We start from the raw sequence: 26408 nt of genomic DNA, 5'->3' as shown, positions 1-26408 counted from the left end.
CAAACTGAAGGCAGACTCTTTTAACGAAACATGGTTAAAAGCAGTCTGTCTTTTTATTTGGATTTAATTAAATGAGAGAGAGGGTTTAAAGATGAAAAACAAACTTAAAGTGTTAGCGGGTATTACGGCAGCAGCGTTGTTAGCGGGCTGCGGAGACAGCGGGGAACAAGGAAGCGGCAGCGGGGCAGCCACCTCTTCATCAGAGCCGGTAGAACTGCTGAATGTCTCGTACGATCCAACCCGTGAATTATACGAGGAATTTAATGCGGAATTTGCGGCTCATTGGAAAGAGGAAACGGGTCAGGACGTTACGATCCAGCAGTCGCATGGCGGTTCGGGCAAGCAGGGACGTGCGATTATTGACGGGCTGGAAGCGGATGTAGCCACACTTGCGCTCGCAGGTGATATTGACGAAATCGCAAAAGCAGGATTAACGGCGGAAGACTGGCAGACGCGTCTGGAGGATAACTCAACGCCTTATACGTCGACCATTGTCTTTTTAGTTCGGAAAGGCAATCCGAAGCAGATCAAGGACTGGGACGATTTAGCGAAGAAGGATGTATCTGTTATTACGCCGAATCCAAAAACATCCGGTGGCGCACGCTGGAACTACTTGGCGGCATGGGCGTTTGCGGATCAGCAATTTGGCGGAGATGAGGAAAAGGTCAAACAGTTTGTCGGCGATATTTATAAGAATGTCGAAGTACTTGATTCAGGGGCTCGCGGTTCGACGACGACGTTTGTTGAACGTGGAATCGGCGACGTACTCATTGCCTGGGAAAATGAAGCGTTTCTTTCACTCAATGAACTGGGAGAAGACGAATTTGAAATTGTTGTGCCATCGATCAGTATTTTAGCAGAGCCGCCAGTTGCCGTGGTCGATAAAGTGGCGGAGAAAAAAGGAACAGAAGAAGTCGCACAAGCCTATTTAGAGTATTTGTATACGGATAAAGGCCAGGAGATCGCGGCCGAAAATTATTACCGCCCGCGTAATGAAGAAGTGCTGGCGAAGTATGCTGATCAGTTCCCGGATATTAATCTTGTCACGATCGATGAGGATTTCGGCGGCTGGAAGGAAGCACAGGCCAAGCACTTTAACGATGGCGGAACATTCGACGAGATATATCAGCCCCAATAAAAAGAAGCGGCGTGTATCAGCGCCGCTTTCATTAAACATGTAGAAATGCAGGTGACAAATTGGCCAAGAAAAAATGGAAGAAACACAGTATTTTGCCGGGCTTTGGTTTATCACTCGGCTTCACAACGTTATATGTCAGTTTGTTAGTTCTATTGCCGCTGGCGATGATCTTCGTGAATACGGCGTCCATGAGCTGGGCTGATTTCTGGGCAACGGTGACCGAACCGCGAGTTGTCGCTTCTTACAAATTAAGCTTTGGTGCAGCGTTTGCGGCAGCCTGTATCAACGTGGTATTCGGCGTGCTGATCGCCTGGGTTCTCGTTCGTTATTCGTTCCCAGGCAAGCGCGTAATTGACGGATTGGTGGACCTGCCATTTGCCCTGCCAACCGCCGTTGCGGGTATCGCATTAACAACGCTATATGCAGAGACAGGCTGGGTCGGCCAGTTTTTATCCTTTAAAGTGGCGTTCACACCGATTGGCATTACGATTGCGCTCACGTTTATTGGACTGCCATTTGTCGTACGGATGGTGCAGCCCGTTTTGCAAAATTTCGATCAGGAAACAAAAGAAGCATCTGCGATTTTAGGAGCAAGCCGGCTCCAGACATTTGTGAAGGTCATTGTTCCCGAGATTCTGCCCGCAGCACTGACCGGCTTTGCACTGGCATTCGCCCGTGCACTTGGTGAGTATGGCTCGGTTGTCTTCATCGCCGGCAATATGCCAATGAAAACAGAAATTACACCGCTTCTGATTATGACGAAGCTGGAACAGTATGATTATGAGGGAGCAACGGCAATTGCGGCCGTCATGCTCGTTATTTCATTTGTTTTATTATTATTTATTAACGGGCTGCAGTGGTGGACCAACCGCAAGTTTGCTCACTCTTAAGGAGTTGAAAGTATGGCTGGACATATTCCATTGAGTTACGTCGGCAAGAGCAGTGGGAAAAAATCGGCAGAGGAGCCGCTGGCAATACGCGTTCTGCTTATTTCAGTGGCACTTTCCTTTTTATTCCTTTTTTTGCTTCTTCCGCTGCTGGCGATTTTTATTAAAGCGTTTGAGCAGGGAATGGGGCTTTACATCGCCTCGATTACAGATCCGGATGCACTGTCGGCTATTAAGCTGACGCTGCTGGTCGTTGTCCTGACGGTTCCGCTGAATGCACTGTTTGGCATAGCGGCGGCATGGGCCATTACAAAGTTTGATTTTAAAGGAAAAAGCATATTAATTACGATCATTGATCTGCCATTTGCGATTTCACCGGTAATTGCAGGTCTCGTGTTTGTTCTGCTATTCAGCTCACACGGCTTATTCGGCGACTTTTTATTCGAGCATGATATTAAAATATTGTTTGCCGTTCCTGGCATTGTCCTTGCGACACTATTTGTCACGTTTCCTTTCGTGGCCCGTGAATTAATTCCGCTTATGCAGTCTCAAGGGTCAGCGGAAGAAGAGGCCTCCTTGACGCTTGGGGCAAATGGCTGGAAAACGTTTTGGCTGGTGACGCTCCCGAATATTAAATGGGGATTATTATATGGCGTTATTTTGTGTAACGCGCGTGCCGTTGGTGAATTTGGCGCGGTATCTGTTGTATCGGGCCATATACGCGGCCTGACGAACACCATGCCGCTTCACATTGAAATCTTATACAATGAATATCAATTTTCTGCTGCATTTGCAGTAGCATCATTGATGTCTATTTTAGCGATCGTCACGCTGATTTTGAAAAATATTGTGGAATGGAAAGCTGGGGAGCACGGCTAAAGGGAGGATCGAGCATGAGTATTCAAATTAAAGACGTGTCGAAAGCATTTGGCTCGTTTCAGGCACTTCAGGATATTAATCTGGACATCGAGACAGGAGAGCTCGTTGCCCTCCTTGGTCCGTCCGGTTCCGGGAAAACATCGCTGCTGCGTATTATTGCGGGCCTTGAGGCGTCAGATAACGGAGTCATTTTGTTCGGAGATGAAGAGATGACCCATATCCGGACAACAGAACGGAAAGTCGGATTTGTGTTTCAGCATTATGCGTTATTTAAACATATGACCGTTGCGGACAATGTTGCTTACGGGTTGAAGGTCCGTTCTAAAAAAGAGCGCCCGTCGAAAAAAGAGATCAAAGAAAAAGTAAAAGAGCTTTTATCACTTGTAAAGCTCGATGCATTTGCCGACCGCTACCCGTCCCAACTGTCGGGTGGCCAGCGCCAGCGCGTTGCTCTAGCGAGAGCGCTCGCCGTAGAACCGAAAGTGCTGCTTCTGGATGAGCCGTTTGGCGCGCTGGATGCAAAGGTGCGGAAAGAGCTGCGCCGATGGCTGAGACGGCTGCACGATGACTTTCACATTACGAGCATTTTTGTCACGCATGATCAGGAGGAAGCACTGGACGTTGCGGACCGGATTGTGGTGATGAACGAAGGAAAGATTGAACAGATCGGCAGTCCGGAAGAAGTATACGAGCACCCGAACAGTCCATTTGTTTATGATTTCCTGGGGAATGTAAATGTATTTCATGGGCGGCTGGAAGATGGAACATGGCGAAACGGGGCAGATTCCCTCCATCAGCAGGCACTGGCTTATGTGCGTCCGCATGATGTAGCCATTGAACGGCAGAAATCAGCTGAGGATGCTGTACAAGCAGAAATCGTTCATATCCATGTCGTTGGCCGTACAGTGCATGTGGAGTTGAAACAAGGTGACACAGACCGGTTTCTTGAGGCGGAATTGACAAAGGACCGCTACAGAGAGCTCGATCTAAAACCCGGGGAAACGGTTTTTGTGCGTCCGAATCAGTTAAAGGTATTCATTCCGGAAGATTATTCGATTTAAAAGCTGAACAAGCAACTGAAAGCTGCTTCTCTTTTTTCTGGGAGAGCAGCTTTTTTTTGCTTAAAAATAGTTTGCAACCCGAAACTTTTCGCGTACAATATGAAAAAATAGTGAGACAGTTCACAATCAGCGCAAGCATAAAAAAGATAAGGGGGAACGGACATGACAGAAGCAAGGAAGACATTGATTCACGCGGCGCAGCATCCGGAAGAAGCGGATGTGGTGATACAAAACGGGATGATCGTGGATGTCTTTTCTCTTGAAACATACGTGGCGGATGTCGCGGTGAAGGACGGCATGATCATTGGCGTCGGCGCGTATCCGGAAGGGAAAACCGTCGTGGACGCCACAGGGAAATATGTGCTGCCGGGCTTTATCGACGGCCACATTCACATTGAGTCGACGATGGTCACGCCATCCGAGTTTTCGCGGGCGCTCATTAAGCACGGCGTCACAACGGTCGTGACCGATCCGCATGAAATTGCCAATGTGGCCGGCAAAACGGGAATGGACTATATGCTCGAAGACGCGGAAGGGACCGATATTGATATTCTCATGAAGCTGCCCTCCTGTGTGCCGGCGACGCCGTTTGAACAAAACGGGGCCACGCTGACGGCGGCGGATCTCCGCCCCTATTTGCGGCATGACAAGGTGATCGGGCTGGCGGAAGTGATGGATTTCCCGTCTGTTTTAAACGCCGACGACGGCATGCTCGCGAAGATTCAAATGACCACGGAGGCGGGACTGACGGTGGACGGGCACGCGGCCGGCCTTCCGGATACCGCGTTGAATGTGTACAGCCTGGCCGGCATCCGCAATGACCACGAAGCGGTCACGGCGCAGGAAGCGGAAGCGCGCGTGCGCCGGGGCATTCATGTGTTGGTGAGAGAAGGCTCCGCCGCCAAGGATTTGCTGGCGATTTTACCGGCGATTCATGAGCGGAACAGCACCCGGTTTTCCTTTTGCACGGATGACAAGCATTTGGATGAGCTGGCGGCGGAAGGAACGGTCAATTACGCCGCCAGCCTGGCGATTGAAAACGGGCTTGATCCGCTGATCGCGATTCAAATGGCGACCCTCAACAACGCCGTCTGCCACGGGCTTCAGTCCAAGGGGGCTGTCGCGCCGGGGTATGAAGCGGATTTGCTTCTTGTGGACAATCTGCGGCTGCTTCAGCCTGAGATGATTATGAAAAGCGGACGTATCATCGATGTGAGCCACACCGGACGGGAGAGGGCGATTGTGCCGGAGTCCGTAAAATCGTCCATCAATATGGCGCAGGTGACGAAGGAATCCCTGCAAATTCCGTTGAAAGAAGGACAAAAAGCGATGATGATCGGCGTCGTGCCCGGCCGGATTATCACCAATAAAATAGCGGCGGACGTGACGGTCGAAAACGGCTTTTTTGTACCGGATGTGGAACGGGACCAGCTGAAAATGGTAGTGTGCGAGCGGCATCACGCGACGGGCAGCATCGGCGTCGGCATCGTCAACGGGCTCGGCTTAAAGCGGGGGGCGATCGCGTCGACCGTGGCCCACGATTCGCATAATTTAGTCGTGGCCGGCACGAACGACGAGGATATGTTGACCGCGATCGAAGCGGCGCAAGCGATGCAAGGCGGGCTCGTCATTGTGGCGGATGGGCGGATTCTGGCGTCCGTACCGCTCCGCGTGGGCGGCATTATGTCGGAAAAGCCGTATGAAGACGTGATTGACGAGCTGCATCATCTCCATGAACAGCTGGCTTTCGTCGCGGAAGAATCACACAATATTTTTATGATCCTCTCCTTCCTGTGCTTGCCGGTTATTCCAAGCTTGAAGCTGACGGATAAAGGACTGTTTGACGTCGATTCGTTCCGTCATATCGAGGTGGGCGTTCCGGAGTGACGCCGTTTACAGAAGACGTGCTCCGCGTGTTAAAGGACATTCCACCTGGCGTTGTCGTCACATACGGCCAGGTGGCGCGGCTTGCCGGCAGTCCGCGCGCCGCCCGGCAAGTCGTGCGTATTCTGCACTCGATGAGCGCGAAATACGATCTTCCGTGGCACCGTGTGGTGAATGCGAAAGGGGAGCTGAACGTCCCGGACGAAGCATCACGCCTCGAGCAGAGACGCCTTTTAGAAGAAGAAGGCGTTTTGTTTACGGAGGATGGGCGGGTAAAACTTCCTCAATAAAAACGAGCTTGGGACAAAAGGTTCTGAATAGAAGAAAAAGCCGAACGATCATATTCGTTTGGCTTTTTTTGAGCTCTTCATGATGATAAATTGTTTAGTGACTGTGCTTGCGCCAGCATAGATAGGGCGGCTTCTGCAGGACTTCGCGTTCGGAGGGGCGGGCGGTGAGCTAACTTTTGTCGCTACGCTCCAAAAGTGGATCTCACCTGACCCGCTGATCCGGCAGCCCGGAGCCCCTGATTGTGCTTTTTCAAGAAAAGGATGAATCAAGGTTTTCAGCTACTAGATCGTTTGGATTCAAGCGCCAATCTCATTGTTATGTCCTAGCCTCGTTTCATTTGTTTTACATTCGACAAATTTGAACGTTATCGGTAAAATTCATGTTAAAAATATACATTTTTATACGTAAGGAGTGACTTATGAAAGCAGTCCTGTTTTTTTGTTTGTATCTCGTCCTATTCTCGTCTTCTTTCTATTTATATAAAAGCAATTATTCCGATCCAACCGTTGAAGATGCCGGCCGGCTGCTGCCTGCACAAGTGAAGGCAATCAAGCAGGCAGACGGCGAAGAAGTGCTGCGGGATATTGTTCAACAAAACCGCCACGTGACAATTGCCGGGATGCAGCATAGTCAGGGCGGTCACACGTATTACCCTGGAGCGGTTATGATCGATATGAAGCCGTTCAATAACATTGTGGACTTTCAGCCGGAGAAAAAAGTGATTACGGTTCAAGCTGGTGCGACATGGGACGATATTCAGCAGCACATCAACCCGTACGGCCTTGCGGTAAAAGTGATGCAGTCGCAAAACATTTTTACCGTTGGCGGGTCGTTAAGCGTTAATGTACATGGGCGCGATATCCGGCATGAGTCACTGATCGATACCGTTCAATCATTTCGACTGTTAAAGCCGGACGGCAGCATTGTGCGCGTGAGCCGGACAGAGAATAAGGATCTTTTTCCATATGTGATCGGCGGGTACGGCTTATTCGGGGTTATTTTGGACGTGACGATTTCGCTAACAGACGATGAACTATACCAAAAGTACACGAAAGAGCTCGACTACAAGGAGTACAGCCGTTATTTTCAATCAGAAGTAAAAGAAAATCCCGCGGTTAAAATGCATCTGGCACGTATTTCTGTGGCACCTTCTTCTTTTTTACGCGATATGTACGTAACGGATTATGTAAGCGCAGCGGATCAGGAGAAGCTGGAGGAGTATAGAATGCTAAAAGGAGAAGGAGTCGTTGCGCTGCCGAAGCTGTTTCTCGGCTTATCACGCTACAGCAACTGGGGCAAGGATGCCTTTTGGGCTATTCAAAAGGAGTATATGCTGGAAGAGGACGGAGCGTATGAATCTAGAAACAATGTGATGCGGTCAGAAACTGATTTTATGGCATATGAAAGCGGCTCGCGAACAGAAGTGCTTCAAGAATATTTCGTTCCGGTGGATGAATTCACAGCGTTTATCGATGATCTTCGTGAGGTTCTTCAGAAGGAAGACGATTTTAACCTGCTGAACATCACCATCCGCTACGTGGGAAAAAGTGACCAGGCGGTGCTTTCTTACGCAAAGGAAGATATGTTTGCGCTTGTTTTGCTGCTCAATCAAGGCCGGTCGGAAGAAGATGTGGAGAAATCAAGAGACGTCATACGGGAAATGATTGATGTCGCTCTGAAGCACAGAGGCAGCTATTATCTACCGTACTATTCATTTCCTTCACAGGAGCAATTTCAAGAGGCGTATCCCCATGCGGATACATTTTTCCGGAAAAAACAGCAGGTTGATCCGGATGAACGGTTTATAAACTATTTTTACGAGGAGTACGGGAAATGACCTATCGTCAGTTTGTGATCTCGCAAAGCATCATTTTCATGGCAGGAAGCATGATCTTTCCTTTTTACGTGCTGCTCCTGCGGAATGTCGGGGACAGCTACTCGCAGTTTGGCTGGGCGTATGGTCTATTTGCCTTAACGTCTGCTCTTGCTTACCCGCTGATCGGCAAATGGGCGGACCGGTCGGGAGACAGAACGCTGCTGCTCGTTTATTCGCTTGCGATGGCCATCCTTCTCTTGCTGTTTCCGCTTGTGACGAGTGTATGGCAGGTTTATGTCCTTCAAGTGATGATGGGCGTTTTGGGCGCCGTACAAAAAAACACAGAAAAAGCAGCACTCGCCCGCCGAGCTGAAAAGAAACAGGCAGGGACAGAGATGGGACGTTACCATTTTTGGACATCGATCGCGGCAGCAGCAGCTATTATCGCCACAGGCTATCTCGTCGACTTTTTAACCATTGCCACTATTTTTTATGCCGCATCCCTTTTGTATGCAGTGAGTGGGCTAATTATATGGAAAAACCGAATTGAAAAGTGATCCATCTCTCCTGTTGATTCGTTAGCTAATCAAGAATCAAAAAGGTCAGGAGATGAACAGGATGAATAAAACAATGAAGAAAATAATCGCCCCTGTTATGGGTGCTGCTCTTTTAATACCGGGAATTGCTTCAGCAAGCACGGAGGCAGCACCGACCGTGAATACTCCGGCGGCTGAGCTTAGATCCACACTGGACCATCTGTTGTCCGAGCACTTCGTTTTAGCTGTCACCTCCATGACAAAAGCGTATGACGGCGCAGCAGATGCGGACGCAGCGGCCAAGGCACTTGATCAAAATGCGGCGGATATGACGCCGGCAATTGCCTCTGTGTACGGCGAGGAGGGAGCGGAGGAATTTGAACGGATTTTCAAAGAGCATAACAACTATACAGCCGACTTCGTGCAGGCAGCCAAAGAAAACGATTCAAACGCACGGGCTGAAGCTGAAAAAGAAGTAGAAGCCTTTGTTAACGAATTTTCAGCCTTCCTCAGCACAGCAACGGGAGGAACTCTTCCAGCAACAACAGCGGAGGAAGCAATCCGGTTACATGAGGAGCAAGTATTGAGCGTTTTTGACAGCTATACAGCCGGCGACTATGAAGCGGCGATGGTAGAGTTCCGTGAAGGCTACCAGCACATGTTTGCGATCAGCAAAGCGCTATCCAGTGCGATTGTCACTCAGCTGCCGGACAAATTCGAACACACAAAAGCAGATGCACCGGCGGCTGAATGGCGGTCAACGCTAAACAGCCTGGCAGCAGAGCATTTTGCCCTTGCCGCAATGGGCATGCAAAAAGGAGTTGACCAGGCCGCAGATTACGACTTTGTGAGCTGGGCGGAGGATGAAAATACAGCTGATTTTAAGGCGGCGATGGCCTCTGTGTACGGTGAAGAAGGTGCCGCGCAGTTTGAAAAAGTATGGCAGACGGATCATCTTAACGCACAAGCCGAAATTGTGGCAGCGACACTTGAAGAAAACGAGGAAGCAGTCAGTGCGGCCAAAAAGAAGCTGGATTCCTTTGCGACTGACTTTGGTGCATTTTTAGGAACAGCAACTGCTGGGAACCTTCCAGCAGAAGAAGCGACAGCTGCCGTAAAGGGGCATGAAGAGCTTATTTTGCAGACATTTGATCAATATGCAGCTGGTGACGACGAAGCAGCATATGAGTCCTTCCGGGAAGGATATGCCTACATGTTTGGAGTAGGTCAGGCACTGGGTGAAGCGATTGTCACACAAATGCCGGATAACTTTACTGACACAGCAATGCCGGATGAAATGCCGAAAACAGGTTTTGGCGGTGCTGAAGAAAGCATGCTGCCGATGATATGGGCGGCAATGGGTTCTATGCTTGCAGTTATGACAGCCTTGCTTGTACGCCGCAGAGCATTGCAAAAATGATAAAAGAAAGAGAGGGAACGAGTCCTCTCTTTTTTTCAAATGAGTGGGAGTGACCTTCAATGAAGTCGATATTGCTTTTAGCAGCCGCCAGTGTTTTATGCTTTGTTTTATACGGCTATACGGGTGGTTATTTTCCGCAGCCAGACTCTCAAGGAAAAAGCAGCGAAGTAAAAGATGTATCGGTTGAAAAAGAGCCGCCGGAATTTACGCTGCTGGACGAAGAGGTCAAGAAGTTAATGGAAGAATCACAAAAAACGGCCGCTGACAGCATCGTTCCATCCAGCATCGAAATTCCAGCGATCGATGTAAAAGCAGCAATTGAGCCTGTAGGCATTTTGGAAAACGGCCAAATGGGCGTACCGCAGGAAGTAAACAATGTCGGCTGGTTTGAGCCGGGAATCAAGCCGGGCAGCAACGGCAATGCGGTGCTCGCCGGACATGTCGACAGCAAAACGGGTCCAGCCATCTTTTTCGATCTGGAAAAGCTTGAAGCGGGCGATGAAGTGATCGTGAAGGATGCCGAGGGCAAGCAGCTGACGTTTGTTGTTCAATCCAAAAAAAGCTACGAACGCAGCTCGGCTCCGATTGAAGAAGTATTTGGATCATCAGATGCTAAAAAGCTCAATTTAATCACCTGCACAGGGGACTTTAACCGGGCAGAAGGTACGCATGAAGAGCGGCTGGTCGTTTACACTGAATTAAAAGAGCCGGAAGTGAAAAAACCGGACACGCTGCCATCCGCACCGACCCATGCAGAAGTGAACGGGACCTTTGTTTCGTGGCATGCGGTCCGTGATGAAAACATTGCCGGCTACCGTGTGTACCGTGAAGAGAACGGAGACTTTGTACAAGTGGCGAGCATCTCAGCATTTGAGCGGAAAAGCTACACAGACCCTGAAGCAGGAGATCACCGCTATTATGTAACGGCTGTGGATGCCTATAATCAGGAATCGAAGCCATCGAATATAACAAAATGATGAAAGAAGCTTCCTCTTGCTTGAGAGGAGGCTTTTTTACATGTACAAAGCGGCAGCCAAAGCGAGAAGGTGAAAGATTTGGTCAACCATAATCCCGAGCCATTTCGCTTCCGGTCCGCGTGCTGTCATAATGGTGCGAACCCACCACGAAACGAACGTGCGGCGATCAAGAATGACATGGGTAAAAAAGACAAAGGCAACACCAGTAGGTGAGAGGCCCCCGAAGGTCATATATGCGAATAAAGCAACAGCCGCTGTATAAACGAAACAGTGCGTCATCAAAGGAAACCATCTGGTCGCTTTGTATTGAGCCATCCAGCTTGTTTGAAACAAATAATCACCTATTAAGTGCGCTAACAATAAAAAGCTAAACGGCTCCATGAATTCACTTCCTCTGGTAAATAGATCACTATATACGGATGCCAATTATGATATATTTAAAATATCATACTATTGTTTTAGGTCATAGGGACTTTTTTGTTAGAAGAGGTGAATGAGATGGGGGATAATGGACCCAATCAGGGCAAGCTTTCAGCTGAAGAGATGCTTGAAATCATTTTAGACTATGCGGCGAGAATATCAGGAGAAAACAATCTGGATACGCTGCTTATTTTAATGGCTGAAATGGGACGAAAGCTTGTGAGGGCTGATCGGTGTACCCTATGGCTTGTTGACCGCGAAAAGAAGTTGATTTGGACAAAAGTGGCGCACGGTATAGACCGGATTGAAATGCCGACTAACAGCGGTCTGGCTGGACATACTGTTCAAACGGGTGAAACGGTCCTCGTCAAGGATGCTTATCAAGACAAACGATTTAATCCGGCTATTGATCAAAAAACAAATTATCGGACGCGGTCTGTTCTATGCATGCCGATCCGCGGTCTGGACAATGAAATTATTGGTGTATATCAGGCGATTAACCGGGGACTTGGCGCAGATTGGTTTTCAGAAGAAGATGAGAAAAACTTATCATTGGCTGCATCGTACATGGGGAAATCCATTCAGGCAGCGATTTTGCATATGGAGCTGGTAGAAACACAGCGGGAAATTATTTTTAAGCTCGGTGAAGTAAGTGAGAGCCGTTCAAGGGAAACCGGCCAGCATGTTAAGCGAGTGGCCAAATATTCAGCCGCTCTGGCAAACCTGCATGGACTAACGGGTGCTGAAGTGCAGCTGCTTGAGCTGGCTTCCCCTATGCATGACATCGGCAAGGTAGCTGTTCCGGATCATATTTTAAAAAAGCCGGGCAAGCTGACGCCAGAAGAATATGCAGTTATGCAGGCACATACAGAAGAAGGCTACAATATTTTCAAAAATTCAAACCGCCGGATTTTCAAAGTGGCCGCAATCATTGCATACCAGCACCATGAAAAGTGGGATGGAACCGGTTACCCACACGGATTAAAAGAGAAGGAAATTCATTTATACGCGCGGATTACAGCGATTGCCGATGTATTCGATGCATTGGGCAGTGACCGTGTGTATAAAAAAGCCTGGCCGCTTGATCAGATTGTCCGGTTTATTGAAGAACAAAAAGGACGTCATTTTGACCCTTATCTGGCCAATTTGTTTTTGAATAACTTGACGATCTTCACGGAGATCCGCAGTCAGTACGAGGATGCTCAATAATTTAAACGAAAAGACGTGGAAACGATGCCGAAAGAAAAAACGTACCGATTTCAAAAAACATATCCGCTTCCAAGAGCAGAGGTGTGGGCGCTTTTAGCGGAGACGGACCATTTAAACCGGGTGGCGGGCTTGTTTCCGGTTCAATTTTCAGAAGCACAGTTTGCGGATCAAGCGATGTTCAAATATGCTGAAGCAAAAGCCCTCGGCCTGGTCCCGACCAAATGGCGTGAATATCCGTTTGAATGGGTGAAGGAAGAAAGGTATTCCGTCGAGCGTGTGTATGAAGAGGGGCCTCTTGAGCGAGTGCTGTGGACCATTGAATGCAAGGATGTGTTTGCAGAAGGCGGACCATGTACGGAAGTTACGGGCACTGCTCATTTTACAAAGCGGAATGTGCTCGGACAAGCGGCTATTTCACTTGTGGCACTGCCCTCCTTAAAGAAAATTGTTCTAAGCTACCTTGATCAATATATAAGTGATAATAAAAATCGTATAATAAAGGAGCGGCCGCAGGAGAAAGCTTCGTATCCAGTGGATGCCCAGCGGCTGGACAGGCTGCTTGAACAGCTTCGAATCATCTATCCGGATAAAGAGCTCATCAAAAAGCTGGAATATCATTTGGTGCATACAGGAGATGACGAGGTTCTTCGTATGAAGCCGTATCATCTCGCAGCCAAATGGAGCGTTGCCCGAAAAGAAGTACGCGATCTTTTCCTGCATGCAACCAAAATCGGGCTGCTTACACAAAGCTGGGAATTAATGTGCCCAAATTGCCGCGTGCCGAAAAAAACGGCTTCTTCCTTGTCGGAAGTGAAGGGACAGGTACACTGTGATTTGTGCGGAGTCGGATACGATCTGACCTTTGACCGGTATGTGGAGATGCGCTTTTCCATCCACCCCTCAATACGGTCGGCAATGGACTACACGTATTGTCTATCGGGGCCAATGATGTCGCCGCACGTATTTGCTCAATACCGTTTAAAACCGCATTCTTCGCGGCAAGTATACTATCCGGCTCTTCCACCTGAAGCCCGCCTTCGCACGCTGAAAACGAATCACACGCTAGACCTTGTGCCCGGTCAGGACACTTCGCTCGCCTGCTCTTCACTAGGGTGGGAGAGGCCTGCTGCAGGTCTGTCATCGCAAGGGGGTCTGCTGGAGCTGAAAAACGAAAGTGATGAGGAACAGGTGGTTGTTTTTGAAACAACCAGGTGGGATGAGAACGCACTGACAGCTGCAGATTCGACGAGCAGCCAGCTGTTCCGTGATCTTTTTTCAAAGGAAGTCATTGCTCCGGATCAGCAAATCGGTGTGGAGTCATTGACCATGTTATTCAGTGATCTGCGGGGATCAACAGCTATGTATGAGCAGATGGGGGATGCCAGGGCGTACCGTCAAGTGCATACCCATTTCGATTTCCTCCGCCGCCAGATTGCTGAACATAACGGTGGCATTGTGAAGACCATTGGCGACTCTGTCATGGCCGCTTTTTACAATCCGAATGATGCCCTCCGTGCTGGATTAGCCATTCAGTCAGAGAGCAGTGCGTTTAATCAAGAACACGGCACGGATATGGTGATTAAATTGGGGTTATGTACAGGACCGACGATTGCCGTCAATGCAAATGATCTGCTGGACTACTTCGGTCATACCGTTAATATGGCCGCGCGCATTCAGCAGCAAAGCAAGGGCGGCGATATTATGATAAGCGCGCAGGAATGGGAGCGGGAATCTTTTGCAGAAGGAGCTGCGGGCTATCATTTCGACATCAGCAAAACGCACTATAAGCTTTCCGGGATTCAGCGGGAGGTAGAACTGGTGCGCATTCATCATATTTCGATGTCAGGCAGCCTGGCTGTCTGATGTTTTAAAAGGAGAAGCTTCGTGAATATAGCGTTAAAAGAATACATCAGCATTTTTATTCACCAAACCGATTTGAACATCACAAGCTGTGTAAAAGAACGGCTAGCCTGCTTTAACCTGGCACCAGAGCAAAACTTAATCATGATGCTTTTATGGGAGCGTGACGGGCGGACTCAGCAGGAGCTGTCTGAACAGCTGGAAAAAGATAAAACCAATATTACCCGCATGCTGTCGAGCCTTGAGCAAAAAGGGTTTGTTAAAAAAAGAATGGAAAGCTGCGACCGCCGTTCCATCCGTGTTTTTTTAACAGAGAAAGGAAAAGAGCTTGAATGCCAGGTCATTCCGGTCACAGAAGAGTTTCACCGTCTGGCAACAGCGGGCATCACCGAGGAAGAACTGGCGATCGTTCGTCGAGTTTTGTCGAAAATGAGCCAAAATGTAAAAGGACAAAAAAATTAATCATTTATAGTTGCTATAGCAACTAAATATATGGTACACTTTTATCAGTGATAAAAAGTAACTAACTAACTGGAGGAAACAAAAAATGTCAAAAGTATTATTCATTAAAGCCAATTCACGTCCAGCTGATCAAGCGGTCAGCGTGCAGTTATACAACGCTTTCCTGGAATCGTACCGTGCGGAAAACCCACAGGATGCTATTACAGAGCTTGACCTGTTTGAAGAAAACCTTCCATACTACGACACAGATAAAATCAACGGTATGTTTAAATTAGCACGCGGCATGGAATTAACAGCGGAAGAAAAAACAGCAACAGACCTTGTGACAAAATATTTAAACCAATTTTTAGAAGCAGATAAAGTCGTATTTGCTTTCCCGCTTTGGAACTTCACCATTCCAGCTGCGCTTCACACGTACCTTGATTACCTTGGGCAGGCTGGCCACACATTCAAGTACACACCGGAAGGCCCGGTTGGCTTGTTGAAGGACAAAAAAGTAACATTGCTTAATGCGCGCGGCGGCGTTTATTCTGAAGGCCCGATGGCAGCTCTTGAAATGTCTGCGAAATACGTTCAAGCGCTTATGGCGTTCTGGGGCGTGGAAGACGTGCAAACGATCGTCATTGAAGGGCACAATCAGTTCCCTGACCGTTCAGCTGAAATCGTACAAGAAGGTATTGAGACAGCGAAAGAAGCAGCACTTGCATTTTAATTAACCAGAAGCTGTTCCGGACGAGGAACAGCTTTTTTTGTCCCTTAAAAAGGAAATGAAAACATTTTCTTTTTGGCAAACGCTTGATTAATTTCAGTGAAGCTGTTATGATAAGGAAGAATTATTTTTGTTCGAGAAGTACAAGTGCTGTAAAAGCTTATTGTCTTGATATTGCTTTGAGCAGGAATAGTATTATATTGTGCACATCGCACAACGGGAGGCAACATAACATGGAACAAGGTAAAGTAAAATGGTTTAACGCAGAAAAAGGTTTTGGTTTCATCGAGCGCGAAGCTGGAGACGACGTATTCGTTCATTTCTCAGCTATTCAAGGCGACGGCTACAAAACTCTTGACGAAGGTCAAGAAGTAACTTTCGAAGTTGAACAAGGCCAACGTGGTCCTCAAGCAACTAACGTACAAAAAGCGTAATCCTATATACGTACAAAGACAGTCTCTTCATGAGGCTGTCTTTTTTTGTATAAAAAAGCCTGCCGATTTCAACGGGCGAGGCTTAATTGTTAAAGAAGTTCTCTGTGAAGTACGGCTGTGATTCTTGATTAAAGGCAACGCCGACCCCTAAATAACCAAAATTGGAGCTGACAATGTTTTTCCGGTGCCCGGCAGAGTTCATTAATCCTTCGTGGGCGAAGATGCTGCTAAATTGGCCGTATGCAAGGTTTTCCCCAGCCGCCGTGAAGCGTGTACCGTCTTCCTCCATACGGTCAAACGGGGTTTGTCCTTGTAAATTGTTATGGTCGAAATAGCTGTTTTGGGCCATATCTGCACTATGGTCGCGCGCGGTCCCGCTTACACGGTCGTCCCAGGACAGGACCGGCAGATTGTGAACGACACGAGTCGCGTTGGTCACGTCAAACAGCTGATATTCAAACCCTTCGCGAAGCGCACTGCTGTTGGCCGCATACATTCCTTTTTTGTCGGATTCCAAATCTTCGCTTAAAATTTGAATAGCGGTGACCGTGTTTTGTTCATGCACATCGTAAAAAATGGTCACGATGCTGTCGTCGACTTGATAATAATCATGCTCATCGGTTTCATTTAAAATATAATACGTTAAGCCTTTGCGCATTCGGTCCATCGGCTCGCCAAGCTGTGCGCGGACCGTTTCCTTCGGTGTATTCAAAGCAATGCCCTGCGTGGAAGAAATTAAGTCGTGGCTCGTGTACAAGCCGTTCACACGGTTTTCTTCATCATAAGACACCATTAAGAAGTTTTGGAAGTTCTCGTGGTAGGCGACCCAATCCGTGCCGTATTCATTGCGGGACTCCCGTTTCGGTGTGCCCACTTCTTGTTCGACCGTTGACCGGTCGTCACCTATTTGAATGTTGTAAACGGAAAACGTCTGACTGTCCGGCGAAGCGAGGGTGGGCTTTTCAGCCTGTTCAACCTCAGGGGGCATACCGATCAAACTTTTCACTTCTCCTGTTACTTTGTCAACCGTATCAACAACAACAGGGCTTTCACGGATCTCTTCTGCCTGTTCACTGATGATATCCATAAAGGCCAGGTTTACGTATGGCTCGGCGTACTCTTCCCAGAGCGGCCTTGTATAAAAAGCGGCAATGAGCAGCACAATTAAATAAAAGAGTTTTTTCACTCAGTCACGCTCCATTCTTCTCTTTATTTTACCGGAAACGGGCGGATTTTTCATGTGAAACGGCCATTTAGTTCATGTGAATCAATTCACAAAAATTTTTTAGTTTTTTAATCTGAAAAATGTTCTTGAAAGCGCTATGATAGAGAGAGACAAAAAAATGGAGGTACATACTCTTATGGCTTACAACAAACTTATTCGTACATTAATGATTGAAATTCCATCGGTTCCAGGCAGCCTTGGCAAAGTAGCAACGGCTATCGGGCTGAATGGCGGCGATATTGGAGAAGTTGAAACAATTAAAGTAGGAACAGACCATACGCAGCGAAACATTACCGTTCAAGTGGAAAATGAAGATCGTCTTCAAGATCTGATTGAGGCGATTAACGAGCTGGAAGGATTCCGTGTTCAAACGGTATCCGATGAAGTGCTTCGCGCGCATGAAGGCGGCAAGGTACAAATGAAAAGCAAGATGCCAATTCAATCACTCGCAGACTTGAGCCGTGTTTATACACCGGGTGTAGCGGATGTGTGCAAAGTGATCGAGGCAGAGCCGGAAAAAGCAAAAATCTATACGAATATCGGCAATAGCGTCGCCATCGTCACAGATGGAACGGCGATTTTGGGGCTTGGTGATATCGGTCCGGTTGCCGGTATGCCGGTAATGGAAGGGAAATCGGCTCTGTTTGACCAGCTTGTTGGCATTAACGGCATTCCGATCTTGCTGGATACGAAAAACCCGGATGAAATCGTGGCAACAGTGAAGCATATCGCACCGGGCTTCGGCGGCATTTTGCTCGAAGATATCGGTTCTCCGCACTGCTTTGAAATTGAAGAACGTTTAAAGGCAGAGCTCGATATTCCGGTAATGCACGATGATCAGCACGGGACAGCTGTTGTAACGCTGGCTGCTGTTATTTCTGCCTGCAAAAGCACCGGTGTTGATTTAAAAGAAGCAACGGTCGGCCAAATCGGACTCGGTGCAGCAGGTCTGGCCATTTGCCGCATGCTGATGGCGTATGGAGCCAAGTCGGTATTAGGCGCAGACCGTTCTCAAGAAGCGAAGGACCGCCTTCAAAATTACGGCGGTACACCGGTCGATGACTTGGAAGAGCTGATGAGCCAGTGTGATATTGTCATTGCGACAACAGGTGTACAGGGCTTGATTAAAAAGGAATGGGTGCGAAAAGGGCAAATTATTTTGGCGCTTTCAAATCCGAAGCCGGAAATCGAAGCAGAGACTGCGATTGAAGCGGGGGCCGCATTTGCAGCGGATGGGCGCTCAGTGAATAACGTACTTGGTTTCCCGGGTATTTTCAGAGGCGTGCTGAACGCGCAGTCTGATAAAGTGACTCATCCGATGCTCGTCGCAGCAGCAGAAGCGATCGCGTCTTGCACAAAAGCAGGCGATTTAGTTCCGCAGCCGCTTGACCGGTCGGTTCATGAGCGGGTAGCTGAAGCTGTTGAAAAAGTGGCCGCAGATGCAAAGCAGCCGCTTCATTGACAAAATCATTAAAAATTGGTAAAGTATAATAACAAGTAAATCGTAAACTCCTAAAGGGGAGTAGCTTTTACGGACTGGTCGTCACTTCAGAGTTTCCACTCTCGGCCTTTCCGGCAGCCCAATGCTGTTAGCGAGACCTTTACCATCTGGTAAAGGTCTCGTTTTATGAGGAAAACCTCCGCCAGAAATGGCGGAGGTTTTTTTTCTGGTTTATTTGTCCATACTATAGTCAATTCAAAAGGTGGAGGAAGATGAAAATGATACTTAGAAAATACATGTCGCTGCTTGGAATCGGTTCAGCGAAGATCGACTTAATTTTACCAAAGGAAACATATAGACCGGGGGAACAGATAGAAGCGTATTTTTTAATTCAGGGCGGCACCGTCGACCAGCGAATTACACGGATTGAGTGTGATCTGCTGCTCGAAAATCATGCAGAGGAAACGAGCCGGACGATTGAGGCGCGAACCATTTTGTCAACGCGGACCATTGCGGCAGAGGAATTGAACAAGGTCCCGTTCACCTTCCGCTTGCCTGAAGTCGTGCCGGTGCCAGGCCGAGATGAATCGTACCGTTTTAAAACAAAGCTGACATTTGATCAGGGCACAGAAAGCGTCGACCAGGACTGGATCAAAATTGTGGTGTGACGAAAAAATGAATAAGGCGCATTTCTTCATGCGAACGCACATGTAAAAAAGAATTGCGCCATAATCCTGGTCATTTCAAGCTTTCTAGATATTCAAGCAACCAATTTGTGAGACGGAACGCTTATTTTAAAATGACTCTTTTCATTTGCTGCTGACTTTCCTGCCATGGCAGGGAATCTTTGAAAAAAAGAAGGCTTTCAATGATAAGCAGCGTCACGAGAACAGGGACACCAGACTGTATAATTGCTGCTTGAAGCTGATTGAAAATGGCTGGCGCTCCGGTAAAGTCCATATTCAAGGTGAACACAAAAAAAGTGCCGAAGGTAAAATTTCGTGCCCATTGCGAGACATGATAGCGGCCGATTGCCTGTTGAAGCGGGTACAGGCGCAGCCGAACAGCAAGCCGCCATAGCTCAATTCCTTCAATCAATAGAAACAAAAGCCCCGCCCATATCCACATGCCGAGCAGAACCTCACCTGGGAAAGCCCGGGAAACAATGGCCGCCATGCCGCTGATTGACATCGCCCCATGCACAATGCAATTTGTATTTTTCCACCCGTCCGCAAGATCTGTCCGCCGCAGCTGCCGGCACCGGATTGTAAATAAACAAAGGTTTATTCCGTAAAGCGCCAGTCCGAGAATAATAACGAAGCGGCTCATCCCTTGTAAAAATGGACTGTGAAAAAGCGTGTTAAACACAATAATGAGGGACTGGGTGCTGACCGTTGATAAAAAGACGATGCCATGAACGCGTTCAAAGTACTTTGATGAGAAAATAACACGATAGCTTTTTAAGCATAAAAACAAGTAAAAAGCCCACAATCCTGTATTGAGTAAAGCCACAATGAAAATGAATGATTTTAAGTACGGAAACTGATGGTACAAAACAAGACATAAAATCGATGTTGCCGCCACCCACGTTCCGACGGCAAAGCTTTGAACAGGGTGAGTTAAATAACGTTTGCGAAAAACGCCTTGAAGTGCTGCTTTCATGAAAGAGCCAATTAAATAAAGCCAGATGAAAAAAAGCGATAAATCGACAAAGTATGAAGGCAGAATGAGTGGCATCTCAAATTGAGGGAAAACGCCGATGAAAAAAATACCGATGGCCATAATCATGGCACCGTAAGAAGCATCAATTCGGCTGCCGCGAATCATGGGGGATTTAATAATGAGAAAAAGAAAAAATAAAAGCAAGCCAAATAAAAACCTGTACATAAATGTTTCCCCTTTGTGGATCTGTTTACTTGGTTTTATAGTTAAACAAGTATCAGAAATACTTGTTTAACTATATCAACGGCCAAAAAGGGTGTCAATAGAGGATTCGAAACGAATGAAACGATTCTACTGAAGCGGACTCTTCGTTTACCTGGTGAACCTTCGCGAAATGATTGCCTTTTTTAAGAGAGCGAACGAAAGCGTCCACCTGCTCTTCCTTCCCTTCTGCGTGAATGGCTACAGCTCCATTTTCCAGATTTTTCACCCAGCCGTTGACATTATGCTCGGCTGCGGTCATTTGAGCAAAATAACGAAATCCGACACCTTGCACTTTTCCAGAAACGAGCAAATATCGAGCTTGGACCATCTTTCACCACTTCTTTCGTATTCGTCGTTTACCGATCTTAATTGAGGGAACAATTAACAAAATGATGTTTAGGTGGTGCAGGTGATGGAACGATTTTTAGAAGGAGTAAGTACGTTTTCGGGATGGCTGTGGGGCATCCCTCTTATTTCGCTGCTCGTAGTGACGGGGGTGTATCTTACTATTCAGTTAGGCTTTTTCCAATTTAGATACCCGCTTTATATGCTGAAGCAAACATTTGGCAGTGTGTTTAAAGCACCAAAGGGCAAAGGGAACATTACGCCGTTTCAAGCGTTAACATCGGCGCTGTCTTCCACAGTCGGTGCTGCAAACATCATCGGAGTGCCAGCTGCGATCATGTTTGGAGGACCGGGCGCGATTTTTTGGATGTGGGTTATTGCGGTCATTGGCATGTCGATTAAGTTCGCGGAAAGTGTGCTTGCTGTGCACTACCGCGAGAAAAACGAAGCGGGAGAGTACGTCGGAGGCCCGGTTTATTATATGACCAAAGGGCTGAATATGAAGTGGCTGGGGGTTTGGTTCGCTTTTGCTCTGATGATTGAATTGATTCCGAGCATTATGGTGCAGGGAAATGCCGTATCGGCTGCTGTGAAGGAATCGTTTAATGGCAATGAACTGATCACAGGCATCCTGACAGCGTTAGTCGTCGGTCTTGTTGTGTTCGGCGGTTTAAAACGAATTGCGAAAGTAACGGAAATCATCGTGCCGATTATGGCGCTTATTTATGTGGGAGCAGGCTTGATCATCGTACTGATGAATATTACCGAGCTTCCGTCTATTCTTGGCCTTATTTTATCCTATGCATTTCAGCCGATGGCAGCCGTTGGTGGCTTTGCCGGCGCAGCGGTAGCTGAAACGATTCGATGGGGATTTGCCCGCGGACTGTATTCAAATGAAGCAGGGCTTGGAACGGCACCGATTGCCCATGCGGCCGCTACAACGGATCACCCGGTCAGACAGGGGTTCTGGGCGGTGATGGGCATTGTCATTGATACGCTCATTATTTGCAGTACAACGGCGTTTGTTGTGCTTTCATCCGGTGTTTGGACCGGGGAGGGCGCGCTTGATGATCCAGCAGCACTGACAACACTGGCGTTTGAACAATATTTCGGCTTTGCAGGCAGTGTGCTTGTGACGGTATCCCTGATCTTTTTTGTTCTATCGACGATTATCGTCATTATTTTTTACGGCTCGCGCCAGGCTGAATTTTTGTTTGGCCTTCGTGCGGGGTACGTCATGAAATTTGTGTATCTTGCTTCTATTGTGATTGGGTCGGTCGGAGGCGCACAGGTGATCTGGAACTTCCTTGATCTTGCGTTAGCGACCATTTTGATTCCGAATGTGATCGCCGTTTTGCTTCTGAGTGGTGAAGTGAAAAAGCTGAAAACAGAATTTTTCACATCGGAGCAGTATTATAAAAAAGACATCAAGAAAAAATCGGTTTCTTAACAAGGAGGACTGCTCATGCAAAAAATAGACCCCGCTCAGCTGAGTGAGCGCGAAAATTACAAGTTTTTAACGGGCAGCATTATTCCGCGCCCGGTCGCGTTTGTCACGACGATATCAGAAACAGGCATCTTAAATGCAGCGCCGTTCAGCTACTTTAACATTGTTTCATCCAACCCGCCGATGATCTCTCTTTCCGTCCAGCGGCAGGATGGAAAGATGAAGGATACAGCACGCAATGCAGAAGAGAAATCGGCATTTGTTGTACACATATCCGATGAATCGTATGTAGAAGAAATAAACAAAACAGCGAAGCCGCTGGCACCGGAGGAAAGTGAAATCAGCTTAACCCGCTTAACGCCCATTCCGAGCGAAAAAATAGACGTTCCTGCTATTCAGGAAGCAAAAATCCGATTGGAATGTGTGCTCGAGCAAAAGATAACCTTGGGCCAAACGGAAAAGGGGCCATCCTGTGATTTGCTGATTGGTCGCATTGTTCAGTACCATATTCGTGAAGAACTATATGAACATGGACGCATTGACGCAAAAGGACTCGCGCCCGTCAGCCGGCTGGCCGGGAACTCGTACGCTACGCTCGGGAAGCTATTTGAACTCGAAAGACCGACTTGATCGGTCTTTTTTTTGTGCGTTCCTTTAGAAAACCGTTTTCCTTCGATAATATAGGGGAAAACCTTTATAATAGAATAAATGTATTCGAAAAAGGGGTTATAACATGAACGGACAAAATAGAAGCGACATCCGGCCGGGTCTGGATGTGCAGGTGATTTTAAAAAAGGATCAGCGGACCGGTGTAAAGACACGCGGAACCGTGAAGGACATTTTGACGAAATCCAGCTTTCACCCGCATGGAATCAAGGTTAGGCTGGAAGACGGTCAAGTTGGCCGTGTATGTGATATTTTATGAGCTACGTGGTGCACTCCATTGTCCAAGTCCCGATTGAAAAAGTAGAGGAAACGATCGCCATTTATCAAAATCGATCGAAGCTTGTCGACGAATATGACGGCTTTTTATCGTTTCAGCTTCTTCAAAATGAAAAAAAACCGTCCGAGTTAACGGTTCAGCTCACCTGGGAGACGAAAGAAGCCTATATGAACTGGGCGACAAGTGAAGCTTTTCAAAAGGTACATGATCTCGAGAAAAACTACCCGGATCAGGAGCTGGCGGCAATCGTGCCGAAAGTGAAAAAATACCGCGTGGTGGCGACATGAAAAAAGAACTAATTGATCGTTATATCGATGGTATAATAGAAGAGATGTACCGGGATGATCCGGAGCTTGAGAAACGCTTTGGAGAGCGCGGCAAAGAAAAATGCCGTGAGGATAATTATCATCATTTTAATCATTTAAAAACGGCTTATACGCTTCAGAACGACCAATTTTTTATTGATTACGGGCACTGGCTGACTCGGTTGCTCGTGTCAAGAGGAATGAAGGCGGCACACGTCACTGGTAACTTTAAACGCATAAAGCAGGCGCTTCAGCAGGATTCTTCTCAAGAAGCGACTGTTTATAAGCGGATGCTCACTGACGCCATTTCCTCGATTGAAAGAGGGGAAAGATCATGAATGCTGAAGCTGTAACGCTTTCACAGCTGCTTCTTGAAGGAGACGCAGACGGCAGCTTTTCTTTTTTAATGGATCTGCGTGATCAAGGGTGGACGTCGGTAGACATTTACCAGGTGGTCGTAAGCGGAGCCATGCAGCAGGTCGGTATACTGTGGGAGCAGGACGACATTTCAGTGGCGGACGAGCATTTGGCTACAGCAACCTGTGATTTTATGATCTCCCGGTTTCATGGACAGGTAAAAAAAGAGGCGGCCGGTCAACGAGCGATGTTTTTATGTGTAGAAGAAGAACGGCACACACTGGGCATGAGAATGGCTTCTTTTTTGTTTGAAGAAAACGGCTGGAAGTCACGCATGATGGGAGCCAGCCTGCCGCTTGAACATGCGCTGAGTGCTGCTGAAAAGTGGAAGCCGGATGTCATTTGTCTATCCGTCACCATTATGTACCACGTGCCGCTGCTGGAATCCTATGTAAAAGCGTTTGAAGCACTGCCGTTTCAGCCGCAGGTTATGGTCGGAAGCCGTCTGCTGGCTTCCTATGATTTATCATCCTATTGCTCGAAAAAAACCATATTTATAACGGATTACCGTACACTGGTAGACTGGATAAACGATCAAAGTGAGGGGAACGAGATTGGGGCTTCTTAATAGTATGCCGCTGCCGACTTTTCGAGTAGACCGCCAGTTAAACGTACTTGACCACTCCGAATCAGCGGTCCGCCGTTTTGGAAGTCAAGTCCGCTTAGAAGCGATTGTAGATGAAGGAAGCCGCCGGAAATTAGTGAAACTGCAAAAACAATCAGCCGCTGTTGAAATGGCGATGGTCACAGTGGCGTCAAAGCTTGAACCGTTCACTGTTTCCGTTCAATGGGACGGCGATGAAGGATATGTACAGTGCGTAGAGGTCAGTTCGCAGATTGCCCGTCTGGAGCAGATGGTGTATCAGCAGCAAATGAGACTGGCGGATGCGGATTTTCAATTAGTTGAAAAAAAGGAAGAAGCCGAACAGGCCTTGATCAAGATGAAAGAGCGTTCTGCACCGATCATTTCCTTAAACAGCCGAACAGCGCTCATTCCGATGTTCGGCGATCTGGATGACGCGCTCATGGACCAAACGAAGGACAGCCTGGCTGCACAGTTTCATCTCGGAGGATATGAGCTGCTTTACATGGACTTCACAGCAGTCGACCGGATTACCTTATCAGGGATTGAGCAATTTAAGCGGCTTGTTGATACACTGCTGCTGCTTGATGCCCGTATTCACATCGTAGGTATAAAGCCTGAACACGCACCCTTTTTGAAGGATCATGACCACCGTGGCGTCACCTATTCGAGCGCCATTCAAATAAAAAACGAAAGCCTCTATTCGTAAGAACATAGTGGCCTTCGCTTTTTTTTTATGAGCTTACTTCCAGAAAGGCTCCTGGACTTTTTTCAGCGTGTTGACACTGTGATCAAATAATTCCTTTTCACGATCGCTGAGCGGGATTTCAACGACGTCCCGAATGCCCTGGCGGTTAATGACGACAGGGACTCCGATGTACACGTCATCGTGGCCGAATTCGCCTTCAAGCAGGGCGGAAACTGTTAAGACGACATCCTGATTTTGCAAAATAGCCCGGGAAATACGTGTCAGCCCCATGGCGATCCCGTAATACGTAGAACCTTTTGCTTCAATGATCTCATACGCAGCATCCCGCACCTGCACAGCGATTTCTTTCATTTTTTCTTCCTGGTCTTCGCCATCCTCTTTTGCGAGGTAATCTTTCAATGGAATACCCGCGATGTTCGCGCTGCTCCAAACGGCTACTTCTGTGTCACCGTGTTCACCGATAATAGAAGCGTGGACGCTGTGAGGCGCAACACCGAAGTTCTCACCGAGCAGGTAGCGGAAGCGGGCTGTGTCTAAAATCGTTCCTGATCCGATCACGCGCTCCTTCGGCAGGCCGGAAAATTTCCATGTTGCATACGTTAAAATGTCGACAGGGTTGGTAGCGATCAAAAAGATGCCGTCAAAGCCGGAATCCATTACCTGTCCAACAATGTTTTTGAAAATGGCCATGTTTTTTTCAACGAGCTCAAGTCGTGTTTCGCCTGGTTTTTGATTCGCGCCTGCACAAATGACAACGAGAGAGGCATCGACACAATCCGTATATTTACCAAAGCTTACTTTTGTAGAAGTTGGAGCGTATAGAACGCCGTGATTCAAGTCCATCACATCGCCCATTGATTTTTGTTCATTTAAATCAATTAATACGAGTTCATCGCAGACGCCTTGATTCAACATTGAAAAGGCGTAGCTTGAGCCTACAGCACCTGTCCCGATAAGAACGACTTTATTGCCTCTAATTTCGATCATTCTAAAACACTCCTCTATTTAGTAAGTAAGGTTGTTCAGTTAATAATGTGAAATACTTCACAAATTCATTATAAAACCTTCACAAAAAGATTACAAC

The 26408-nt window shown here is 47.6% G+C and carries 29 protein-coding genes; 24 read left to right on the top strand and 5 right to left on the bottom strand.

Annotated features, from left to right (window positions below; all coding sequences use genetic code 11):
• Positions 1-91 precede the first annotated feature (91 nt).
• From BW952_RS14285 to BW952_RS14240, 10 genes are all read left to right on the top strand, one after another.
• On the top strand, positions 92-1138 hold the full coding sequence (locus BW952_RS14285; RefSeq protein WP_045850226.1) for a sulfate ABC transporter substrate-binding protein: 1047 nt from the start codon (positions 92-94) through the stop codon (positions 1136-1138).
• A 59-nt stretch (positions 1139-1197) separates the two neighbouring features.
• Complete coding sequence (cysT, locus tag BW952_RS14280) at positions 1198-2028, top strand: sulfate ABC transporter permease subunit CysT (protein ID WP_045850227.1); 831 nt, start codon at positions 1198-1200, stop codon at positions 2026-2028.
• A 12-nt stretch (positions 2029-2040) separates the two neighbouring features.
• Positions 2041-2904, top strand: a complete 864-nt coding sequence (gene cysW, locus BW952_RS14275) for a sulfate ABC transporter permease subunit CysW (protein ID WP_045850228.1) — start codon at positions 2041-2043, stop codon at positions 2902-2904.
• A gap of 14 nt (positions 2905-2918) precedes the next feature.
• Positions 2919-3965 (top strand): sulfate/molybdate ABC transporter ATP-binding protein, encoded by a 1047-nt coding sequence (locus BW952_RS14270; RefSeq protein WP_045850229.1) that lies wholly within the window; start codon positions 2919-2921, stop codon positions 3963-3965.
• A gap of 162 nt (positions 3966-4127) precedes the next feature.
• On the top strand, positions 4128-5852 hold the full coding sequence (gene ade / locus BW952_RS14265; RefSeq protein ID WP_045850230.1) for an adenine deaminase: 1725 nt from the start codon (positions 4128-4130) through the stop codon (positions 5850-5852).
• Complete coding sequence (locus BW952_RS14260; protein ID WP_045850231.1) at positions 5849-6139, top strand: MGMT family protein; 291 nt, start codon at positions 5849-5851, stop codon at positions 6137-6139. The genes ade and BW952_RS14260 overlap by 4 nt, the downstream gene beginning before the upstream one ends.
• Before the next feature lie 419 nt (positions 6140-6558).
• Positions 6559-7977, top strand: coding sequence for an FAD-binding oxidoreductase (locus tag BW952_RS14255; RefSeq protein ID WP_045850232.1), 1419 nt, complete (start codon positions 6559-6561; stop codon positions 7975-7977).
• Complete coding sequence (locus BW952_RS14250) at positions 7974-8513, top strand: MFS transporter (protein WP_045850233.1); 540 nt, start codon at positions 7974-7976, stop codon at positions 8511-8513. The genes BW952_RS14255 and BW952_RS14250 overlap by 4 nt, the downstream gene beginning before the upstream one ends.
• A 61-nt stretch (positions 8514-8574) precedes the next feature.
• On the top strand, positions 8575-9912 hold the full coding sequence (locus BW952_RS14245) for a copper amine oxidase (protein WP_045850234.1): 1338 nt from the start codon (positions 8575-8577) through the stop codon (positions 9910-9912).
• A 59-nt stretch (positions 9913-9971) separates the two neighbouring features.
• Positions 9972-10889, top strand: a complete 918-nt coding sequence (locus tag BW952_RS14240; RefSeq protein ID WP_045850235.1) for a class F sortase — start codon at positions 9972-9974, stop codon at positions 10887-10889.
• Between the two features lie 36 nt (positions 10890-10925).
• On the opposite strand, the gene BW952_RS14235 is transcribed toward BW952_RS14240, so the two are convergent.
• Entirely contained in the window at positions 10926-11270 is a 345-nt protein-coding gene (locus BW952_RS14235) for a DUF3307 domain-containing protein (RefSeq protein WP_045850236.1), read from the bottom strand.
• 117 nt (positions 11271-11387) lie between these two features.
• On the opposite strand from BW952_RS14235, the gene BW952_RS14230 reads away from it, so the two are divergent.
• From BW952_RS14230 to BW952_RS14210, 5 genes are all read left to right on the top strand, one after another.
• Positions 11388-12518 (top strand): HD domain-containing phosphohydrolase, encoded by a 1131-nt coding sequence (locus BW952_RS14230; protein ID WP_045850237.1) that lies wholly within the window; start codon positions 11388-11390, stop codon positions 12516-12518.
• Between the two features lie 24 nt (positions 12519-12542).
• Positions 12543-14381 (top strand): adenylate/guanylate cyclase domain-containing protein, encoded by a 1839-nt coding sequence (locus BW952_RS14225; protein WP_045850238.1) that lies wholly within the window; start codon positions 12543-12545, stop codon positions 14379-14381.
• A 21-nt stretch (positions 14382-14402) separates the two neighbouring features.
• Positions 14403-14840 carry a MarR family winged helix-turn-helix transcriptional regulator gene (locus BW952_RS14220; protein ID WP_045850239.1) on the top strand — a complete coding sequence of 146 codons (438 nt, stop codon included), beginning with the start codon at positions 14403-14405 and terminating at the stop codon, positions 14838-14840.
• Between the two features lie 85 nt (positions 14841-14925).
• Positions 14926-15552 carry an FMN-dependent NADH-azoreductase gene (locus BW952_RS14215; protein ID WP_045850240.1) on the top strand — a complete coding sequence of 209 codons (627 nt, stop codon included), beginning with the start codon at positions 14926-14928 and terminating at the stop codon, positions 15550-15552.
• Positions 15553-15782: 230 nt separating this feature from the next.
• Positions 15783-15983 (top strand): cold-shock protein, encoded by a 201-nt coding sequence (locus BW952_RS14210; protein ID WP_045850241.1) that lies wholly within the window; start codon positions 15783-15785, stop codon positions 15981-15983.
• A gap of 82 nt (positions 15984-16065) precedes the next feature.
• On the opposite strand, the gene BW952_RS14205 is transcribed toward BW952_RS14210, so the two are convergent.
• Positions 16066-17169, bottom strand: a complete 1104-nt coding sequence (locus BW952_RS14205) for a CAP domain-containing protein (RefSeq protein ID WP_045850242.1) — start codon at positions 17167-17169, stop codon at positions 16066-16068.
• A gap of 175 nt (positions 17170-17344) precedes the next feature.
• On the opposite strand from BW952_RS14205, the gene BW952_RS14200 reads away from it, so the two are divergent.
• The gene (locus BW952_RS14200) at positions 17345-18670 is read left to right on the top strand and encodes an NAD-dependent malic enzyme (protein WP_045850243.1); all 1326 of its coding nucleotides are present in this window, start codon (positions 17345-17347) and stop codon (positions 18668-18670) included.
• Between the two features lie 251 nt (positions 18671-18921).
• Complete coding sequence (locus BW952_RS14195; protein ID WP_231581337.1) at positions 18922-19317, top strand: sporulation protein; 396 nt, start codon at positions 18922-18924, stop codon at positions 19315-19317.
• 121 nt (positions 19318-19438) lie between these two features.
• Here the strand turns inward: BW952_RS14195 and BW952_RS14190 are convergent, their stop codons facing one another.
• Both BW952_RS14190 and BW952_RS14185 read right to left on the bottom strand, forming a co-directional pair.
• Positions 19439-20536 carry a TDT family transporter gene (locus BW952_RS14190; protein WP_045850244.1) on the bottom strand — a complete coding sequence of 366 codons (1098 nt, stop codon included), beginning with the start codon at positions 20534-20536 and terminating at the stop codon, positions 19439-19441.
• A gap of 94 nt (positions 20537-20630) precedes the next feature.
• Positions 20631-20903, bottom strand: a complete 273-nt coding sequence (locus BW952_RS14185) for an acylphosphatase (RefSeq protein WP_045850245.1) — start codon at positions 20901-20903, stop codon at positions 20631-20633.
• A gap of 84 nt (positions 20904-20987) precedes the next feature.
• Between BW952_RS14185 and BW952_RS14180 the strand changes: the two genes are divergently transcribed.
• The 7 genes from BW952_RS14180 (at position 20988) to BW952_RS14150 (ending at position 25324) form a co-directional block, all read left to right on the top strand.
• Positions 20988-22370: an alanine/glycine:cation symporter family protein gene (locus tag BW952_RS14180; RefSeq protein WP_045850246.1), complete on the top strand. Its 1383-nt coding sequence runs from the start codon at positions 20988-20990 to the stop codon at positions 22368-22370.
• A 15-nt stretch (positions 22371-22385) separates the two neighbouring features.
• Positions 22386-22997: a flavin reductase family protein gene (locus tag BW952_RS14175; protein ID WP_045850247.1), complete on the top strand. Its 612-nt coding sequence runs from the start codon at positions 22386-22388 to the stop codon at positions 22995-22997.
• A 103-nt stretch (positions 22998-23100) separates the two neighbouring features.
• Entirely contained in the window at positions 23101-23292 is a 192-nt protein-coding gene (locus tag BW952_RS14170; RefSeq protein ID WP_045850248.1) for a YwbE family protein, read from the top strand.
• Positions 23289-23597, top strand: coding sequence for an antibiotic biosynthesis monooxygenase family protein (locus BW952_RS14165; RefSeq protein WP_045850249.1), 309 nt, complete (start codon positions 23289-23291; stop codon positions 23595-23597). Before BW952_RS14170 ends, BW952_RS14165 begins: the two co-directional genes overlap by 4 nt.
• Positions 23594-23953 carry a hypothetical protein gene (locus BW952_RS14160; RefSeq protein ID WP_045850250.1) on the top strand — a complete coding sequence of 120 codons (360 nt, stop codon included), beginning with the start codon at positions 23594-23596 and terminating at the stop codon, positions 23951-23953. Before BW952_RS14165 ends, BW952_RS14160 begins: the two co-directional genes overlap by 4 nt.
• Positions 23950-24600, top strand: a complete 651-nt coding sequence (locus BW952_RS14155) for a cobalamin B12-binding domain-containing protein (protein WP_045850251.1) — start codon at positions 23950-23952, stop codon at positions 24598-24600. Before BW952_RS14160 ends, BW952_RS14155 begins: the two co-directional genes overlap by 4 nt.
• Positions 24587-25324 (top strand): STAS domain-containing protein, encoded by a 738-nt coding sequence (locus BW952_RS14150; protein WP_076496333.1) that lies wholly within the window; start codon positions 24587-24589, stop codon positions 25322-25324. The genes BW952_RS14155 and BW952_RS14150 overlap by 14 nt, the downstream gene beginning before the upstream one ends.
• A 33-nt stretch (positions 25325-25357) precedes the next feature.
• Here BW952_RS14150 and BW952_RS14145 read toward each other — a convergent pair whose 3' ends face one another.
• Complete coding sequence (locus BW952_RS14145; protein ID WP_045850253.1) at positions 25358-26311, bottom strand: L-lactate dehydrogenase; 954 nt, start codon at positions 26309-26311, stop codon at positions 25358-25360.
• Positions 26312-26408 lie beyond the last annotated feature (97 nt).

Origin of the sequence: Domibacillus enclensis (genome assembly GCF_900156125.1) — a bacterium.
Classification (GTDB): Bacteria; Bacillota; Bacilli; order Bacillales; family Domibacillaceae; genus Domibacillus; species Domibacillus enclensis.
Note: the sequence above shows the minus strand (reverse complement) of the source record. Positions and strands in the feature narration are given on the sequence as shown.

What these genes read in the sequence shown, in the direction of transcription:
- BW952_RS14285 (WP_045850226.1), top strand. Translation starts at nt 92, where the DNA reads ATGAAAAACAAACTTAAAGTGTTAGCGGGTATTACGGCAGCAGCGTTG.
- cysW (WP_045850228.1), top strand. Translation starts at nt 2,041, where the DNA reads ATGGCTGGACATATTCCATTGAGTTACGTCGGCAAGAGCAGTGGGAAA.
- BW952_RS14270 (WP_045850229.1), top strand. Translation starts at nt 2,919, where the DNA reads ATGAGTATTCAAATTAAAGACGTGTCGAAAGCATTTGGCTCGTTTCAG.
- ade (WP_045850230.1), top strand. Translation starts at nt 4,128, where the DNA reads ATGACAGAAGCAAGGAAGACATTGATTCACGCGGCGCAGCATCCGGAA.
- BW952_RS14255 (WP_045850232.1), top strand. Translation starts at nt 6,559, where the DNA reads ATGAAAGCAGTCCTGTTTTTTTGTTTGTATCTCGTCCTATTCTCGTCT.
- BW952_RS14250 (WP_045850233.1), top strand. Translation starts at nt 7,974, where the DNA reads ATGACCTATCGTCAGTTTGTGATCTCGCAAAGCATCATTTTCATGGCA.
- BW952_RS14245 (WP_045850234.1), top strand. Translation starts at nt 8,575, where the DNA reads ATGAATAAAACAATGAAGAAAATAATCGCCCCTGTTATGGGTGCTGCT.
- BW952_RS14240 (WP_045850235.1), top strand. Translation starts at nt 9,972, where the DNA reads ATGAAGTCGATATTGCTTTTAGCAGCCGCCAGTGTTTTATGCTTTGTT.
- BW952_RS14235 (WP_045850236.1), bottom strand. Translation starts at nt 11,270, where the DNA reads ATGGAGCCGTTTAGCTTTTTATTGTTAGCGCACTTAATAGGTGATTAT.
- BW952_RS14230 (WP_045850237.1), top strand. Translation starts at nt 11,388, where the DNA reads ATGGGGGATAATGGACCCAATCAGGGCAAGCTTTCAGCTGAAGAGATG.
- BW952_RS14225 (WP_045850238.1), top strand. Translation starts at nt 12,543, where the DNA reads ATGCCGAAAGAAAAAACGTACCGATTTCAAAAAACATATCCGCTTCCA.
- BW952_RS14215 (WP_045850240.1), top strand. Translation starts at nt 14,926, where the DNA reads ATGTCAAAAGTATTATTCATTAAAGCCAATTCACGTCCAGCTGATCAA.
- BW952_RS14210 (WP_045850241.1), top strand. Translation starts at nt 15,783, where the DNA reads ATGGAACAAGGTAAAGTAAAATGGTTTAACGCAGAAAAAGGTTTTGGT.
- BW952_RS14200 (WP_045850243.1), top strand. Translation starts at nt 17,345, where the DNA reads ATGGCTTACAACAAACTTATTCGTACATTAATGATTGAAATTCCATCG.
- BW952_RS14195 (WP_231581337.1), top strand. Translation starts at nt 18,922, where the DNA reads ATGAAAATGATACTTAGAAAATACATGTCGCTGCTTGGAATCGGTTCA.
- BW952_RS14190 (WP_045850244.1), bottom strand. Translation starts at nt 20,536, where the DNA reads ATGTACAGGTTTTTATTTGGCTTGCTTTTATTTTTTCTTTTTCTCATT.
- BW952_RS14185 (WP_045850245.1), bottom strand. Translation starts at nt 20,903, where the DNA reads ATGGTCCAAGCTCGATATTTGCTCGTTTCTGGAAAAGTGCAAGGTGTC.
- BW952_RS14180 (WP_045850246.1), top strand. Translation starts at nt 20,988, where the DNA reads ATGGAACGATTTTTAGAAGGAGTAAGTACGTTTTCGGGATGGCTGTGG.
- BW952_RS14175 (WP_045850247.1), top strand. Translation starts at nt 22,386, where the DNA reads ATGCAAAAAATAGACCCCGCTCAGCTGAGTGAGCGCGAAAATTACAAG.
- BW952_RS14170 (WP_045850248.1), top strand. Translation starts at nt 23,101, where the DNA reads ATGAACGGACAAAATAGAAGCGACATCCGGCCGGGTCTGGATGTGCAG.
- BW952_RS14165 (WP_045850249.1), top strand. Translation starts at nt 23,289, where the DNA reads ATGAGCTACGTGGTGCACTCCATTGTCCAAGTCCCGATTGAAAAAGTA.
- BW952_RS14160 (WP_045850250.1), top strand. Translation starts at nt 23,594, where the DNA reads ATGAAAAAAGAACTAATTGATCGTTATATCGATGGTATAATAGAAGAG.
- BW952_RS14155 (WP_045850251.1), top strand. Translation starts at nt 23,950, where the DNA reads ATGAATGCTGAAGCTGTAACGCTTTCACAGCTGCTTCTTGAAGGAGAC.
- BW952_RS14145 (WP_045850253.1), bottom strand. Translation starts at nt 26,311, where the DNA reads ATGATCGAAATTAGAGGCAATAAAGTCGTTCTTATCGGGACAGGTGCT.